Here is a 14,958-nt window from a genome sequence, read left to right as displayed (position 1 = left end):
CACCACAGCATGTGTGCACGGAGGGAGCGGCCGTGACCGAGCCGCACGAAGGCGACATCCCGGACGGCCTCAGCGCAGCGGAGCTGGGCATGTGGCAGTCCTTCCGCAACGGGACCATCTACGACTTACGCAGTTACGACACGGCCCGCAACGACCCGTTCGCCCCGCAGGAGTGGGGGCCCGAGCGGAGCGTCGGCGCACGCACGGTGGCGCGACTGCTGCTGAGCGGTCCGCCCGCCCGGCCCGGGCGGGTGGCGGCGCTGAAGCTCCGGGGGGTGCGGATCACCGGAAAGCTGGATCTGGCGGGCGGCCGGGTCTCTCCGTACGTGGAGCTGACCGGCTGCCGCTTCGAGCAGGAGGTGGTGGTCCCCGAGTGCCACTTCACGACGCTGCGGCTGGTGGGCTGCGCGCTGCCCCGGCTGGAGGCGGCGCGGCTGCACACGGAGGGCGATCTGCATCTGCCGCGCTGCCGGATCGACCGGGGCGTCCGGCTGACCGACGCCCAGATCGGCACGGACCTGCTCATCAACCAGCTCAGCGTCGGCCCGGACCGGCACGGGCGGGCCATCGTCGGGGACGGCATGGCGGTCGCGCAGGACCTCCAGGCCGAGATGATCGAGACGCTCGGCGAGCTGAGCCTGCGCGGGACGAAGGTGGGCGGTTCGCTGAGCCTGCGCGGCAGCCGGCTGCGCGCCGCGGAGGACCGTCGCGCGCTGAACGCCCCGCAGCTGACGGTGGAGCGCACGCTCTACATGACCGAGGCGTGGGTGAGCGTCGAGACGGGGAACCAGGGCACCACTCCCCCGTACGGCGTGGTCTACGCCCCGACCCCGGCGCGCGGCACCCGCTCGCAGATCTTCGAGTGCCGGGGCGGGGTGCGCCTGGACGACGGGCGGTTCGGGGACGCGGTGGACCTGCACAAGGCCCGGTTCACGATGACGCGGCAGGAGGAGTTGTCGCTGCGCCGGATCGTGACGCCGGAGCTGCGGTTCAACGCGGAGCGCCCGGAGGAGGGCCGGGTCGTCCTGAACGGCGCGAAGGTGGTGACGCTGATCGACCTGTCGACGAGCTGGCCGGGCCCAGGCGGCCTGGCGATGGGCGGCTTCGTCTACGAGAACCTCGTCCCCTACGGCCACTTCCCGCTCTCCCGGCGCCTGGAGTGGGTGCAGGCGGCGACCCCGGAGTACGTCCCCGAGCCGTACGAGCGGCTGGCCACGGTGATGCGCAGCTGTGGCGAGGACGCGGACGCGCGCGAGGTGCTGCTCGCCAAGCAGCGCCGCCGCCGCGAGACACTGCCGCCCGCCGCGAAGGCCTGGGGGTACCTCCAGGACTGGACGGTGGCGTACGGCTACCGGCCGGGACGGGCGGCGGTGTGGATGGCGGTGCTGTGGGCGGCGGGCACGGCGGCCTTCGCACAGCACACACCGCCCTCGGTCAAGGGCGAGGAGCATCCGCAGTGGAATCCCGCGCTGTACGCGCTGGATCTGCTGATCCCGGTGATCAACCTCGGGCAGGACGGCTACTGGCGGATGGAGGACGCCTGGCAGTGGGCGGCGGCCGGTCTGGTGCTGGTGGGGTGGGTTCTGGCCACCACGGTGGCAGCGGGGGCGTCGCGGATGCTGCGCAGGGGCTGACTCCAGGAGCGTCGCGGACCCCGGGGCCGGAGAGCCGCCCCCAGCCGAGCACGGGCGGCCGGGGCGGCGGCCCCGACTGCCCGCACCATGGGGCCACCGGGGCGGACGAGCATCACGAGTTGACGCGATCAAGCCACCAGAAGGCATTTCCTTTGCCTTTTCTTGACCTGGTCCGATACAACCCGTTCACTCGGCACAGAAGCTTCACAGCACACCTCTGGCGCGGCCCTCACCAGCGCTTTTCAATGGTCTGCACCATGGCCTTCCTTCGCGCTCTGCTCAGTACCGCGCGCATGGTCCGGCACAGCCCTCCGCTGTCCGCCGGACTGTCCGCGGATGACGCTGTGCTGCTCGACGCCCCCGACGAGCGGCTCTCTCCCGCGCTGGTCGCCGCCGCCCTGGGCGACCACGAGCCGGCAGCCGAGCTGCTCGCCACCACCCGGGACGCCGCCGACTGGGAGAACCGGGACCGCTACCTCGGGCGGCTCGTCGCCTTCGCCCGCAGCCGGGACGGCTGGCTCGACACATGGCTGGCCGCCGCCCCGCGCGACCCGGACGCGCTGCTGGTCAAGGCGGAGCTGTCGGTCCGCCGTGCCTGGGAGTCCCCTGCCCGCGCGGAACGGCTCCGCGAGATCGGCCCGCTGATCACCGCCGCCGCCGACGCCCACCCGCGCGACCCCGTGCCGTGGCGGCTCGCCCTGGACCACGCACGCGGCACCCACGCCACGCACACCGCGTTCGAGTCGCTGTGGGAACAGGCCGTACGGCGTTCCGCGCACCATTACGGCTGCCATGTGGCGGCCCTGCGCTACCTCTCCGCCGCCTGGTACGGCTCGCACCGCGAGTGCTTCGACTTCGCCGAGCGGGCCGCGGAGGACGCGCTGCCCGACTCCCTGGTGCAGGCCCTGCCGGTCCGGGCGGCCTTCGCGCTGCTCCTGGACACCCAGGCGGCGGGCCGGACCACCTCCGTACTGGAGGAGCGGATCGACGCGGCGGCCGACCTGGCGATCAGGCTCTCCGCCGCCTACCGGCCCGGCGACCCGTGGCCGGCGGAGGTCCGCAACCTCCTCGCGTACGTCCTGCTCGCCCGGGGCCGCTGGGCGGAGGCGCTGCACCAGTTCAACATGATCGGCCTGTACGCGACGTCGTTCCCGTGGTCGTCGGTGTCCGAGGACGCGCTCGGCCGGTTCCTGGACGCGCGGGACGGCGCACGGCTCCAGGTGGCCTCCCTGACCCCCTTACGCAACCGGGCCGACCACGGCCGCCCCCGGGGCCATTACGCTTGAGCGTTGTGACCACCGCCCGCCTTCCCCTTTTCCCGCTCAACGCGGTGCTGTTCCCCGGCCTGGTGCTGCCGCTCAACGTGTTCGAAGAGCGATATCGCGCCATGATGCGGGAGCTGCTGAAGAGCGACGAGGACGAACCTCGCCGCTTCGTCGTGGTCGCGATCCGCGACGGCCGCGAGATCGCCCCGACGGCCACCGGCATGCCGGACACCGTCGCGGCGGCCCCTACCGCCGAGCGCGCCCCGGCGGAGGGCTTCGGCCCCGACCCGATCCAGACCTTCCACCGGGTCGGCTGCGTCGCCGACGCGGCGACGATCCGCGAGCGCGCCGACGGCAGCTTCGAGGTCCTGGCCACCGGCACCACCCGGGTCAGGCTGCTGTCCGTCGAGGAGAGCGGCCCGTATCTGACCGCAGAGGTCGAGGACCTGGCCGAGGAACCGCCCGGCGAGGACGAGGGCGACGAGGCGGGAGCGCTCGCCGAGGGCGTCCTGCGAGCCTTCCGCGCCTACCAGAAGCGGCTTGCCGGAGCGAGCGAACGCTCACTGGCGACCGGCGCCGACCTCCCCGACGACCCGTCGGTGATCTCCTACCTGGTCGCGGCGGCCACGGTCCTGGACGTCCCCACCAAACAGCGCCTACTCCAGGCCCCGGACACCGCCACCCGGCTGCGCGAGGAGCTGACCCTGCTGCGCAAGGAGACCGCGGTCATCCGGCACCTGCCCTCCCTGCCCGCGACGGACCTGACGCGGGCCCCCACCCACCCCAACTGACGAGGACCGGCCCCCGGTGGCGAAGAAACCCAGGAAGCAACAGTCGGGCGGCACCCCCGCCACGGTCGCCCTGACCACGGCGGGCACCGCGTTCACGGTCCACGCCTACGACCACGACCCGGCCTCCCCCTCCTACGGCGAGGAGGCCGCCGAGGCCCTGGGCGTCTCGCCCGACCGGGTCTTCAAGACCCTGGTGGCGGACGTGGACGGCGACCTGACGGTCGCGGTCGTCCCGGTGGCCGGCTCCCTGGACCTCAAGGCCCTGGCAGCGGCGGTGGGCGGCAAGCGCGCCGCGATGGCGGACCCGACGGCCGCGGAACGCACCACGGGCTACGTGCGTGGCGGCATCTCCCCACTGGGCCAGCGCAAGCGCCTGCGCACGGTGCTGGACGCGTCGGCGCGCGCCCACGCGACGATCTGCGTGTCGGCGGGCCGACGCGGCCTGGAGGTCGAGCTGGCGGCGACGGACCTGGCGGAGCTGACGGGGGCGACGTTCGCGGAGATCGCGCGGGGCGCCTGAGCACCCTTTCGGGGGCGCTGCCCCGAAACCCAGCCCGTCCGGCGTTTGAGGACAGAGGGGGCCCGGGGCAACGCCCCGGTTTCGGGAAGGGGCGGGCAGGGGGTCAAGCCCGCCGCAGGCGACCCTAGGGCGACGACGAAGACCCCGGCCCCGCCAGGGGCCCCTGCACAGGCCCGGCCCCGTAGTACTCCGCATACCCCGACCAGCCCGGCTCGACATCCCGCGGCCCGAACGCCGCGGTCAGCAGCAGATGTATCCCCATCGCCGCGAACGGCCACGCCAGCACCGCCACCCACACCGCGTGCAGCTCCAGCGGAGCCTCGAACGTCACCCCCTGCCCGGCCTCCCGGGCCCGCCCCACCACGTCGGACGACGGCCCCAGCCAGATGCCGACCCGCCACGCCAGCAGCGAGGCCAGCAGCGCGCCCAGCGCCAGCCCCACGACCACGAGGATGCCCCCGCGGCGCAGTCGCCAGAAGACGGCTGCGGCCGAGAGCACGCCGAAGCCGATGGCCAGCAGGACGAACGTTCCGTCCGCCCCGATCGCCTCCTCGCCCTCACTGTTCTTGAGGAAGACGGCCGTGTCGTCGGAGACCAGCGGTACGCGCGGCGCGAGCCACAGCCACAGCAGCCCGAGCGCGATGCCCGAGAGCGCGACCAGGACGACGACGACGGCGGCCTGACGGAGCTCCGTGGCCGTGTCCGGGTCGTCCGGCGCGCCCGGGGAGGGCGCGAAGTGGGAGCCCGAGGGCGGGGCCTGCCACGGGTCGTGGGGACCGGGCTGGTGGGGCGGCGTCAGAGGTGCGGTCACCGTGCCATCGTGCCAGGCCACCCGGTGAGGCGCCTCACCGGATACCGCACCCGTGCCCGGGCGGCCCCGGCCGGGGCCCACGGATACCGCACCAGGCCCGGCAGGCCCCGGCCGGGCCCTACCGCACGGCGGCCCGCCGGTACGCCCACGTCGCCACGGCCAGCGAGAGAACCCCCACCGCCGCGCAGATCGCCAGGAAGAACGCGATGATCCCCCAGTCCGGGCTGGCGTCGAAGGACCGGGCGAGGGCCTCGACCCCGTACGTCGAGGGCAGCAGGTCACGCGCCCACCCCACCGGCTCCGGCAGCCGTTCGGCCGGCAGCACCCCGAGCAGCAGGGCGGCGGACATGCCGAGCTGACCCAGCAGGGTCGCCAGCTCCGGGCGCGGCGCGAGCAGCCCGAGGGCCGCGCCGAGACCGGCCAGGGCGGCTCCGGAGAGCGGGACGACGGCCACCAGGACCCACAGATGGGTCATCGGCAGCTGGAAGAGCACGCTCCCGGTGATCGCGGTGAAGACCGTGCCTGGCACGGTGAAGGAGGCGTACGCGCCGGCCGCCCCGAGCACCACCGCGGCGGGCGGCACGGGCAGGGTGGCGTAGTGGTCGAGCCCACCGGACGCCCGCAGCTGCCCGAAGTACTGGGCGAGCAGGTTGAGCGCGACGAACGCGACGACCAGGACGCTGGATCCCGCGACCACCGCGCGGGCCTCCGCGCCGCCGTCCACGACACCCCGCATCAGGACCATGATCCCGACGGACTGGAAGGTCGCCACGAAGAGCAGCGGGATCCGGGCGACCCGCGCCCGGGAGAGCTGGGCGCGGTAGACGGCGGCCAGCGAGGGCAGCAGCCGGGCGCGCGGCGCGAGGGGCGCGGCGGCGGTACGGGCGGGGCCCGAGCCGGAGGGACCGGGCGCGGGCCGGACCTGCGACGGTGCGGTCCTGGCCGGAATGATGCTCGTCACCTGAGGCCGCTCCCCTTAGACACGTCCACCACGTCAAACCCGTCCGATTCATCCAGCCTGTGGAGTACGTTCGCCGCGCCCGCGGCGTTCACGTCCCCCACCCCTGTCGCAGCCCTCACGCCTTCACCAGCCCCTTGATCGCATTGGCCGCGTCTCCCCCGAGCGCGAGATAGACATCTTCCAGGCTGGGCGTGGCCAGGGTGAAATCGTCGAGCGCGGCGAAGGCCGCACCACCCGTCACCGCGGCGACCGCGGCCCGGGCCTCGTCCGGTCCCAGCCGCAGCACCCAGCGGCGCCCGGACTCCTGGGCGGACGGCCGCAGGGCGGCCACCTCGGGGACGTCCAGCGGGGCCCGCTCGCGCCACACCAGCTCGACGCGCACCTGCCCCGCGACCTTTTCCTTGAGCCCGGCGGGGGTGTCGCAGGCGATGACCCGGCCGTGTTCCAGGACGGCGACCCGGTCGAGGACCGTCTCGGCCTCGATCACGTTGTGGGTGACCAGCAGGACCGTGGCCCCGCGCTCCGCCCGGCGGCGGTCGACTGCGGCCCAGACGGCGCGGCGGGCGACCGGGTCCATTCCGGTGGTCGGTTCGTCGAGGACCAGGACAGGCCGGTCCCCGACCAGCGTGGCGGCGAAGCAGGCGAGCCGGCGCTGACCGCCGGAGAGCTTCTTCAGGGGCCGCCCGGCGATCGCGGTGAGACCCAGCTCCTCCAGGACGGCGTCGCGCTCGGCGCGGGCGTCCCGTACGGCGAGGCCGCGCAGCCGTCCGGTGGTCTCGGCGGCGAGGGAGACGGTCAGTTCGTCGAGGGCGGTGGATTCCTGCCCGAGGTAGCCGATCAGCCGGGCGGCCCGCTCGGGATGGCGTACGAGGTCGTGGCCCAGCACCTCGACGCTGCCGGAGTCGGGCCGCATGAGTCCGGTGAGCTGACGGACCAGGGTGGACTTGCCGGCGCCGTTGGGGCCGAGCAGTCCGAAGATCTCGCCGCGCCCGACGTCCAGGCTGATGCCGTCCGTGGCGCGGACCTCGGGCGTCGCGGGAGTGCCGCGGCGGCCCCGGACGGCGGGATAGGTCTTGACCAGATCGCGCACCGCGCACACGGTGCCGGTGTCGTTCTGCGCCTGTGCTGTGCCCGTACTCACGAGGTACGAGGGTACGGGGTCACATGCCCCGGTTCGCGTCCGGGGCCACCCTCGTCACCCCCGTGCGGGGCGGCTACTCCCCCGCCGGTACGTGCTCGGCGGCGGCCCGCACGTCGATCTCCCGCCAGAACCCGGCGCGGATCGCGTAGCGGTCGTGCTCGTCGATCTGGTCGTCCTTGTGGGCGAGGAGGCCGAAGCGGGCCGCGTACCGCAGCAGTTCGCCGTCGATCCGGTGCGGAATGCGGGGGTACATGGTGGAGAGTTTCTGCAGGTGGACGGTTTCCGGCAGGCGCTCCATCCAGCGGCGCGCGAAGACCTGGCCCACTTCGAAGGGGTCGCCGCCGACGGTGGTGATGTCCTCCTCCCGGTCCGCCCAGCGCTGTTCGGCGCTGGTGACCTGGGCGAGAGTCGGCAGGGACGCGGTCTCCGCCGGTTCGCCGAGGGGGCCGCCGCGCTCCACCCACCCTTTGTCGGAGGACCAGCGCAGCGTGGCGTTCGCGGGCTGGGGCGGGTGCTGGCGGTCCGGGTGGGTGGCGTGGGCGCGCAGCGCGGCCAGGTCCTTGGGGGTGGGGACGGTCTTGTGGCCGGGGGCGGGCTGGGTGTCGGCCTCGGCGGCGGGGGCGTTCTCGGCGGGGGCCGCGGAGTCGCTGCGGGCAGCGGCGGCCTGTGCCTCGGAGGCGCGTTCGGCGGAGGCGGCGAGGGCTGCCTCGGGCAGCGGCGCGGAGAGGATCGCGGCGATCTCGGGGCGCGGGACGGGCGGCGGCGCGCAGCTGCCGCCGGTGTCCTTGGCGCGTACGGCCTTGGTGATCCAGGCCCGGTCGAGGACCCGCCGCTCGTCGGCCTCGGCGACCAGGTCCTCGGACTGGTTGTAGTCGCCGTCGGCGGCCTGCACGGCCCAGAGGTGGACGGCGACCCCGTGTTCCTTGGCGGACATCAGACCGGGCAGCAGATCGCCGTCGCCGGTCACCAGCACCACGTCGGAGCAGGCCCGGTTCCGGGCCAGCTCGGTGAGCTCGGCGTGCATGGCGGCGTCGACGCCCTTCTGCGCCCAGCGCCCGTCGCTGCGGGTCAGGGCTCCCAGCCGTACGGTCACGCGGGGCATCACGCGGAGCCGGCGGTGCTCGGGCTGGGGCACCCGGTCGGGGGCGCCGTCGAACCAGTAGATCCGCAGCAGGGGTTGCTGGGTGTCGGCCTCGGCGCGCTCGCGGAGCCCCTGGATGAGGGCAGCGTGGTCGACGGTGATGCGGGAACGGGCGGGCTCTCCGGCCAGCAGACTCGCGGCTGCGCCCAGCAAGTAGCCGGCGTCCACCAGGACGACACAACGGTCCACGCGTTCCACCCTCTTCCAGAATTCGGGAACGGTTCAGCGGCCCGCTCCGCGATGACCGGGTCCGCTTACCCAGGGTTTCCTTCGAGTCTGCCCGACCGCGCAGGGGTTCACGGCCGGAACTGGATCATCGGCGTGGCGGATCCGGAAAGGAAGAGGGGAGGAACGGAGAAAGGGCGCGGAGACGATGCGGATGGACGCAGGAAAGGCGACGGGCAGGCCGGGCGGAGGCCGCGGAACGGGGACCCGCTGCGGAAACCGCTACGCGCGGTAATGATCCAACATGCGGTGTTTGCGGCGCTATGTGAATCTGACAGCGGTCCTGGCCCCCCAGGATTCCCCACAGGAGGCATTCACCATGGCGAAGAACAAGAACCGCAAGCAGGGCAGCCAGCACGACCGCGCGTCCGCGTCGGAGCGTAGTGCGGAGCAGGCCAAGTCGACGGCGTACGAGTCGCAGAACCAGCCGCAGGCACAGGCCCAGGGCAGCCCGTCCGACGTGGCACGCAAGCATCAGCGACGCTTCGGCCACAACTGACCCGTCGGCCGCATGCGGTCATGGAACGCGAGGGGCGTCCCGCCGGTGCGGGACGCCCCTCGCGTCGTGTCGTGCCCGGGCTCAGCCGGCCAGGCAGGCCGGGCCGAGCAGCACCTTCAGGTCGCCGAAGAGGGCTGAATCGGCCTTGACCCGGTGCCGGTCGAGCCGGAGCACGGTGGTCTTGCGGGGGCCCTGGAGCTTGATGCGTACCTCGGTGTCGCCCCGGTGGTGGCTGAGCACCTCGCCGAGCCGGGTGACCATGGGCGGGGTGATCTTCACGGTGGGGATGGTGAGGACGACGGGCGCGTTGGTCCCGGCGTTGGAGATGTCGGGGACCTGCATCTCCATGGCGACCAGCCGGGGCACGTCCTCGCGCTTGTCCAGGCGCCCCTTCACGAAGACGACGGTGTCCTCGACGAGCTGGGTGGAGACCAGCTGGTAGGTGGCGGGGAAGAACATGCACTCGATGGAACCGGCCAGGTCCTCCACGGTGGCGATGGCCCAGGCGTTGCCCTGCTTGGTCATCTTGCGCTGGAGTCCGGAGATGATGCCGCCGACGGTGACGATCGCGCCGTCGCCGTAGTCACCGCTCATGAGCTGGGAGATCGAGGAGTCGGCCTTGTCGGACAGCACGTGCTCCAGACCGAACAGCGGGTGGTCGGAGACGTACAGGCCGAGCATCTCCCGCTCCTGGGCGAGCAGGTAGGCCTTCTCCCACTCGACGTCGGAGAACTCCACGTCGAGCCCGAAGCCCGGCTCGTCGCTCTCCTCCTCGCCCATGCCGCCGAAGAGGTCGAACTGTCCCTCGGCCTCCTTGCGCTTGACCTGCACCACGTTGTCGATCATCGGCTCGTGGTGGGCGACGAGACCCTTGCGGGTGTGGCCCATCTCGTCGAAGGCGCCGGCCTTGATGAGCGATTCCACCGTCCGCTTGTTGCAGACGACCGCTTCGACCTTGTCCAGGAAGTCGGGGAAGCTGCTGTACTTCCCCTTCGCCTTGCGGGACCGGATGATCGAGTCGACGACGTTCTGGCCGACGTTGCGGATGGCCGTCAGGCCGAAGAGGATCACGTCGTCGCCCTGGGCGGCGAAGTTGGACAGCGACTCGTTGACGTTGGGCGGGAGCACCTTGATGCCCATGCGGCGGCACTCGTTGAGGTAGACCGCGGACTTGTCCTTGTCGTCCTTGACCGAGGTCAGCAGGGCGGCCATGTACTCGGCGGGGTAGTTCGCCTTGAGGTAGGCGGTCCAGTAGGTGACCAGGCCGTACGCCGAGGAGTGCGCCTTGTTGAACGCGTACCCGGCGAACGGCACCAGGACGTCCCACAACGCCTTGATCGCCGCGTCGGAGAAGCCCTTCTCCTTGGCGCCCGCCTCGAAGAGTACGAAGTTCTTCGCCAGCTCCTCGGGCTTCTTCTTGCCCATCACGCGGCGCAGGATGTCGGCCTCGCCGAGCGAGTACCCGGCGACGATCTGGGCGGCCTTCTGGACCTGCTCCTGGTAGACGATCAGGCCGTAGGTGAGGCCGAGGACCTCCTTGAGGGGCTCCTCCAGCTCCGGGTGGATCGGGGTGATCTCCTGGCGGCCGTTCTTGCGCTCCGCGTAGTTCGTGTGCGAGTTCATGCCCATCGGGCCCGGCCGGTAGAGGGCCGAGACGGCGGAGATGTCCTCGAAGTTGTCGGGCTGCATCTGGCGCAGCAGGGAGCGCATCGGCCCGCCGTCGAACTGGAAGACGCCGAGTGTGTCACCGCGGCAGAGCAGTTCGTACGTCTTGGGGTCGTCCAGCGGCAGGGAGAGCATCTCCAGGTCGATGCCCTTGTTGGACTTCACCATCTTGATGGCGTCGTCCATGATCGTCAGGTTGCGCAGGCCGAGGAAGTCCATCTTCAGCAGGCCGAGCGACTCGCACTGCGGGTAGTCCCACTGCGTGATGGTGACGCCGTCGGTGTGCCGGACCCAGACCGGGGCGTGGTCGACGATCGGCTCGCTGGACATGATGACGCCGGCGGCGTGCACGCCCATCTGCCGGACCAGGCCCTCGACGCCCTTGGCGGTGTCGATGACCTTCTTGACGTCCGGTTCGCTCTCGTACATCCCCCGGATCTCGCCCGCCTCGCTGTAGCGCGGGTGCTTGGGGTCGGTGATGCCGTTGAGGTCGATGCCCTTGCCGAGGACGTCGGCGGGCATCGCCTTGGTGAGCCGGTCGCCCATCGCGTACGGGTAGCCCAGCACGCGGGCGGAGTCCTTGATGGCGTTCTTGGCCTTGATCTTGCCGTAGGTGCCGATCATGGCGACCTTGTCGGCGCCGTACTTCTCGGTGACGTACCGGATCACCTCGACGCGCCGACGCTCGTCGAAGTCGATGTCGACGTCGGGCATGGAGACGCGCTCGGGGTTGAGGAACCGCTCGAAGATCAGCCCGTGCTCGATCGGGTCGAGGTCGGTGATGCCCATGGCGTACGCCACGATCGAACCGGCGGCGGAGCCTCGGCCGGGGCCGACCGCGATGCCGTTGTTCTTGGCCCACATGATGAAGTCGGCGACGACCAGGAAGTACCCCGGGAACCCCATCTGGATGATGATGTCCATCTCGTACTCGACCTGCTTCTGCCGGTCGTCGGGGACACCGTTCGGGAAGCGCCGACCCATGCCGACCCGGACCTCTTCCTGGAACCAGGTGACCTCCGTGAAGCCGTCCGGGATGTCGAACTTCGGCATGAGGTTCTTGGCCTCGAACATGCCGGTGGTGTCGATCTGCTGGGCGACCAGGAGGGTGTTGGCGCACCCCTGCTGCCAGGCGTCCGAGGAGTCGACGGCGTACATCTCGTCCGTCGTCTTGAGGTAGTAGCCCGTGCCGTCGAAGCGGAAGCGGTCGGGGTCCGAGAGGTTCTTGCCGGTCTGGATGCAGAGCAGGGCGTCGTGGGCGGTGGCCTCGTGGGCGTACGTGTAGTGCGAGTCGTTCGTCACGAGGGGCGGGATGTTCAGCTTCTTGCCGATCTCCAGCAGCCCGTCGCGGACCCGGCGCTCGATCTCGATGCCGTGGTCCATCAGCTCCAGGAAGTACCTGCCCTCGCCGAAGATGTCCTTGTAGTCGGAGGCCGCCTGGACCGCCTCGTCGAACTGGCCGAGCCGGAGCCGGGTCTGCACCTCGCCGGAGGGGCAGCCGGTGGACGCGATGAGCCCCTCGGACCACTGGGAGATGGTCTCCTTGTCCATCCGGGGCCACTTCTGGAGCCAGCCCTCTGCGTACGCGTCGGAGGAGAGCCGGAAGAGGTTGTGCAGCCCGGTCTTGTTGGACGCCCAGATCGTCTTGTGGGTGTAACCACCGGATCCGGACACGTCGTCGCGCTTCTGGTGCGGCTGTCCCCACTGCACCTTGCGCTTGTGCTTGCGCGACTCCGGGGCGACGTACGCCTCGATGCCGATGATCGGCGTGACGTTCGCCTTCTTGGCGGAGTGGAAGAAGTCGTACGCCCCGTGGAGGTTGCCGTGGTCGGTCATCGCGATGTGCGTCATGCCCATCTCGTTGGCCGCCTCGAACATGTCCTTGAGCCGCGCCGCACCGTCCAGCAGCGAGTACTGGGTGTGAACGTGAAGGTGCGTGAAGGGCGGCTTGGTCACGGCGTCGGGCCTCCGGGAAGTCGGGCGATGACGGACGGGGGGACAGCGTGGAAGTCTACGACGTGACGGAGTCGAACGACGGGCACTCCCGGCTTCCGCCGAGCGTTGGAGAGGGCGGGACACGTGTCCGTTTTGTCATGCACTCGGTCACCCGGACCCGGAGTTCGGCCAGACACGCCAACTACAGCAGGAGGCAGCAAGAAATGTCGGAAACGCAGACCGGCGCAGCGCGGCGCGGGGAGCAGATTCTCGCCGTTTTCGACACCGCCTTCGGGGAGCTGCTGGCCGCCGATCCGGCCGCCTTCCGGGTCAAGTTCCGCAAGATGGCGGGCTCGGCCTTCGCGTTCTACCGCGGCACGGCCGGCCTGTTCTACAGCGACCTGGAGCGGGAGCGGCACGGCGGCCCGTTCCTGGACGAGCGCACCGGCCGGGTGTGGATCCACGGCGATCTGCACGCGGAGAACTTCGGCACCTACATGGACGCCAACGGCCGCCTCGTCTTCAACGTCAACGACTTCGACGAGGCGTACGTGGGCCCCTTCACCTGGGACCTGAAGCGCTTCGCCGCCTCCGTGGCCCTGATCGGTTACGCGAAGGCACTGGCCGACGAGCAGATCACCGACCTGGTCCGGATCTTCGCCGCGTCCTACCGCGAGCGGATCCACGCGCTGGCGACCGGCGCGAAGAACGACGAGGTACCGCCGTTCACCCTGGACACGGCGGACGGCCCGCTGCTGGGCGCGCTGCGCGCCGCCCGTTCGCGCACGCGGTTCTCGCTGCTGGACTCGATGACGGTGATCCGGGACTTCGAGCGCCGGTTCTCGGACGGCGGCGGAGCGATCGACCTGGACGCCGCGACGCGTTACAAGGTGCTGGCCGCGTTCGACGGCTATCTGGAGACGCTGCCGGAGTCGAGCCTGACCCGTCCCGACTCCTACCGGGTCAAGGACGTGGTGGGCCGCCGGGGCATCGGCATCGGATCCGCCGGGCTGCCCTCGTACAACATCCTTCTGGAGGGCAACAGCGACGCCCTGGAGAACGATGTGGTGATCTACCTCAAGCAGGCGCAGACCCCGGCGGTCTCCCGGCACATCACGGACGGCGCCGTGCGGGAGTACTTCCAGCACGAAGGGCACCGCACCGTGATCTCGCAGCGCGCTCTCCAGGCGCACGCGGACCCGTGGCTGGGCTGGACCGAGCTGGACGGCTCCGGTCAGCTGGTCGCCGAGGTCTCGCCGTACGCGGTCGACCTGGACTGGTCCGACATCGACGAGGTGGACGAGATCGCGGCGGTCGTCGCGGATCTGGGCCGGGTGACGGCCACGATGCACGCGGCCGCCGACGACGAGAGCGGGCACTCGCTGGTGCCGTTCTCCACGGAGCGGGCGATCGACGCGGCCATCGCGGCCGACGAGGAGAGCTTCGCGCCGCTGCTGGTCGACTTCGCCCACAGCTACGGTGCGCGGGCCCGCGCGGACCACCAGATCTTCGTGGACCTCTTCCGCAACGGCCGGATCCCGGGCCTGTAGGGCCCGGGAGTCCCCGGGGCGGCCCGGGGACTCTCAGCCTCTTTTAAGGTCCACTTACCTCGGCGCATGACACACTTTCCGGCGATGGACATCTCAGGGACGCAGCTCAGGGTCGCGCGCGCGGCGCTCTTCACCGCGCTCGTCGTCACCCTGTCCACGGCGTCCCACGTGCTGCTCTCCCGGGTCCCGCTGCCGCTGACCGCGGTCGCGCTGCTGGCCGCTGTCGTCTTCGCCGTGGCGTACGCGCTGGCCGGCCGGGAGCGCGGCTTCGGGGCGATCGCGGGCCTGCTGGTCCCGCTGGAGCTGGCCGCCGACACGCTCTTCACCACGGGCCAGCATCTCTGTTACGGGGCGGCGGGCGGCCCGGTCGCCGGCCCGCTGCGCGCGGTGGGCTTCGACGTCCTCTGCGGCGGCGAGGCCGGTGCCACCGGGGCCCGGATCGCCGGGGTCGGCGCGGTGGGCACCCCGCTGGCCGATGTGGCCGGTGCGGGCGACCGGGCGGCGGCGCTGCTGGCGCAGCCCGGGCCCGCCGTGCCGTGGCTGCTGCTCGTCGCCCACGTGGCGGTCGGGCTGCTCGCCGCGGCCTGGCTGCGGCGCGGCGAGGCGGCCCTGGCCGGGCTGCTGCGCGCGGCGGCCCTGCTGGCGTTCCGGCCGCTGCTGACCGCGGTCGCCGTGGTACGGGCGGGTGTCCGGTCCGCGGCCCGCCGGGCCCGGCCCGCCGGGCGTCCGCACCCGCCGCTGACCGCCCGCTTCCTCGTGCACAGTGTGGGACGCAGGGGCCCGCCGCCCGCGCCGTACGCCGCCGCCTGAGGGCACGGCG

12 protein-coding genes are annotated in these 14,958 nt (G+C 71.8%); 7 read left to right on the top strand and 5 right to left on the bottom strand.

The features are described from left to right. Positions 1 to 32: 32 nt before the first annotated feature. The 4 genes from IG90_RS0121240 (at position 33) to ybaK (ending at position 4,210) form a co-directional block, all read left to right on the top strand. Complete coding sequence (locus tag IG90_RS0121240; RefSeq protein ID WP_030586611.1) at positions 33 to 1,634, top strand: hypothetical protein; 1,602 nt, start codon at positions 33 to 35, stop codon at positions 1,632 to 1,634. Positions 1,635 to 1,879: 245 nt separating this feature from the next. Further along, positions 1,880 to 2,920 (top strand): hypothetical protein, encoded by a 1,041-nt coding sequence (locus IG90_RS0121235; protein WP_030586608.1) that lies wholly within the window; start codon positions 1,880 to 1,882, stop codon positions 2,918 to 2,920. Positions 2,921 to 2,925: 5 nt separating this feature from the next. Continuing rightward, complete coding sequence (locus IG90_RS0121230; protein WP_030586605.1) at positions 2,926 to 3,690, top strand: LON peptidase substrate-binding domain-containing protein; 765 nt, start codon at positions 2,926 to 2,928, stop codon at positions 3,688 to 3,690. A 16-nt stretch (positions 3,691 to 3,706) separates the two neighbouring features. After that, a complete protein-coding gene (gene ybaK / locus IG90_RS0121225; RefSeq protein ID WP_030586602.1) occupies positions 3,707 to 4,210 on the top strand; it encodes a Cys-tRNA(Pro) deacylase in 504 nt (167 codons plus the stop codon). A gap of 124 nt (positions 4,211 to 4,334) precedes the next feature. Here ybaK and IG90_RS0121220 read toward each other — a convergent pair whose 3' ends face one another. The 4 genes from IG90_RS0121220 to IG90_RS0121200 all read right to left on the bottom strand — a co-directional run bounded on the left by IG90_RS0121220 (position 4,335) and on the right by IG90_RS0121200 (position 8,462). Beyond that, positions 4,335 to 5,042 carry a hypothetical protein gene (locus IG90_RS0121220; RefSeq protein WP_030586599.1) on the bottom strand — a complete coding sequence of 236 codons (708 nt, stop codon included), beginning with the start codon at positions 5,040 to 5,042 and terminating at the stop codon, positions 4,335 to 4,337. A gap of 97 nt (positions 5,043 to 5,139) precedes the next feature. Continuing rightward, entirely contained in the window at positions 5,140 to 5,982 is an 843-nt protein-coding gene (locus tag IG90_RS0121215; protein ID WP_030586596.1) for an ABC transporter permease, read from the bottom strand. Positions 5,983 to 6,097: 115 nt separating this feature from the next. Beyond that, positions 6,098 to 7,081, bottom strand: coding sequence for an ABC transporter ATP-binding protein (locus tag IG90_RS0121205; RefSeq protein ID WP_030586593.1), 984 nt, complete (start codon positions 7,079 to 7,081; stop codon positions 6,098 to 6,100). Between the two features lie 115 nt (positions 7,082 to 7,196). Beyond that, positions 7,197 to 8,462: an NYN domain-containing protein gene (locus IG90_RS0121200; RefSeq protein WP_030586590.1), complete on the bottom strand. Its 1,266-nt coding sequence runs from the start codon at positions 8,460 to 8,462 to the stop codon at positions 7,197 to 7,199. A gap of 346 nt (positions 8,463 to 8,808) precedes the next feature. On the opposite strand from IG90_RS0121200, the gene IG90_RS0121195 reads away from it, so the two are divergent. Then, positions 8,809 to 8,988, top strand: a complete 180-nt coding sequence (locus IG90_RS0121195; RefSeq protein ID WP_018957500.1) for a hypothetical protein — start codon at positions 8,809 to 8,811, stop codon at positions 8,986 to 8,988. Between the two features lie 81 nt (positions 8,989 to 9,069). On the opposite strand, the gene dnaE is transcribed toward IG90_RS0121195, so the two are convergent. Further along, positions 9,070 to 12,609: a DNA polymerase III subunit alpha gene (dnaE, locus tag IG90_RS0121190; protein ID WP_030586587.1), complete on the bottom strand. Its 3,540-nt coding sequence runs from the start codon at positions 12,607 to 12,609 to the stop codon at positions 9,070 to 9,072. 203 nt (positions 12,610 to 12,812) lie between these two features. Between dnaE and IG90_RS0121185 the strand changes: the two genes are divergently transcribed. Both IG90_RS0121185 and IG90_RS0121180 read left to right on the top strand, forming a co-directional pair. Further along, positions 12,813 to 14,138 (top strand): DUF2252 domain-containing protein, encoded by a 1,326-nt coding sequence (locus IG90_RS0121185; protein WP_030586585.1) that lies wholly within the window; start codon positions 12,813 to 12,815, stop codon positions 14,136 to 14,138. A gap of 84 nt (positions 14,139 to 14,222) precedes the next feature. Next, positions 14,223 to 14,948, top strand: a complete 726-nt coding sequence (locus IG90_RS0121180) for a hypothetical protein (protein WP_030586583.1) — start codon at positions 14,223 to 14,225, stop codon at positions 14,946 to 14,948. Positions 14,949 to 14,958: the final 10 nt, after the last annotated feature.

This window comes from Streptomyces anulatus (genome assembly GCF_000721175.1).
In the GTDB taxonomy this organism is placed as follows: domain Bacteria; phylum Actinomycetota; class Actinomycetes; order Streptomycetales; family Streptomycetaceae; genus Streptomyces; species Streptomyces anulatus_C.
This window is presented reverse-complemented; position numbering and strand designations above follow the sequence as displayed.

Bases quoted from the DNA above. Each gene is read 5' to 3' on its own strand.
- IG90_RS0121195 (WP_018957500.1), top strand. From the start codon at position 8,809: ATGGCGAAGAACAAGAACCGCAAGCAGGGCAGCCAGCACGACCGCGCG.
- IG90_RS0121235 (WP_030586608.1), top strand. From the start codon at position 1,880: ATGGTCTGCACCATGGCCTTCCTTCGCGCTCTGCTCAGTACCGCGCGC.
- IG90_RS0121180 (WP_030586583.1), top strand. From the start codon at position 14,223: ATGGACATCTCAGGGACGCAGCTCAGGGTCGCGCGCGCGGCGCTCTTC.
- IG90_RS0121185 (WP_030586585.1), top strand. From the start codon at position 12,813: ATGTCGGAAACGCAGACCGGCGCAGCGCGGCGCGGGGAGCAGATTCTC.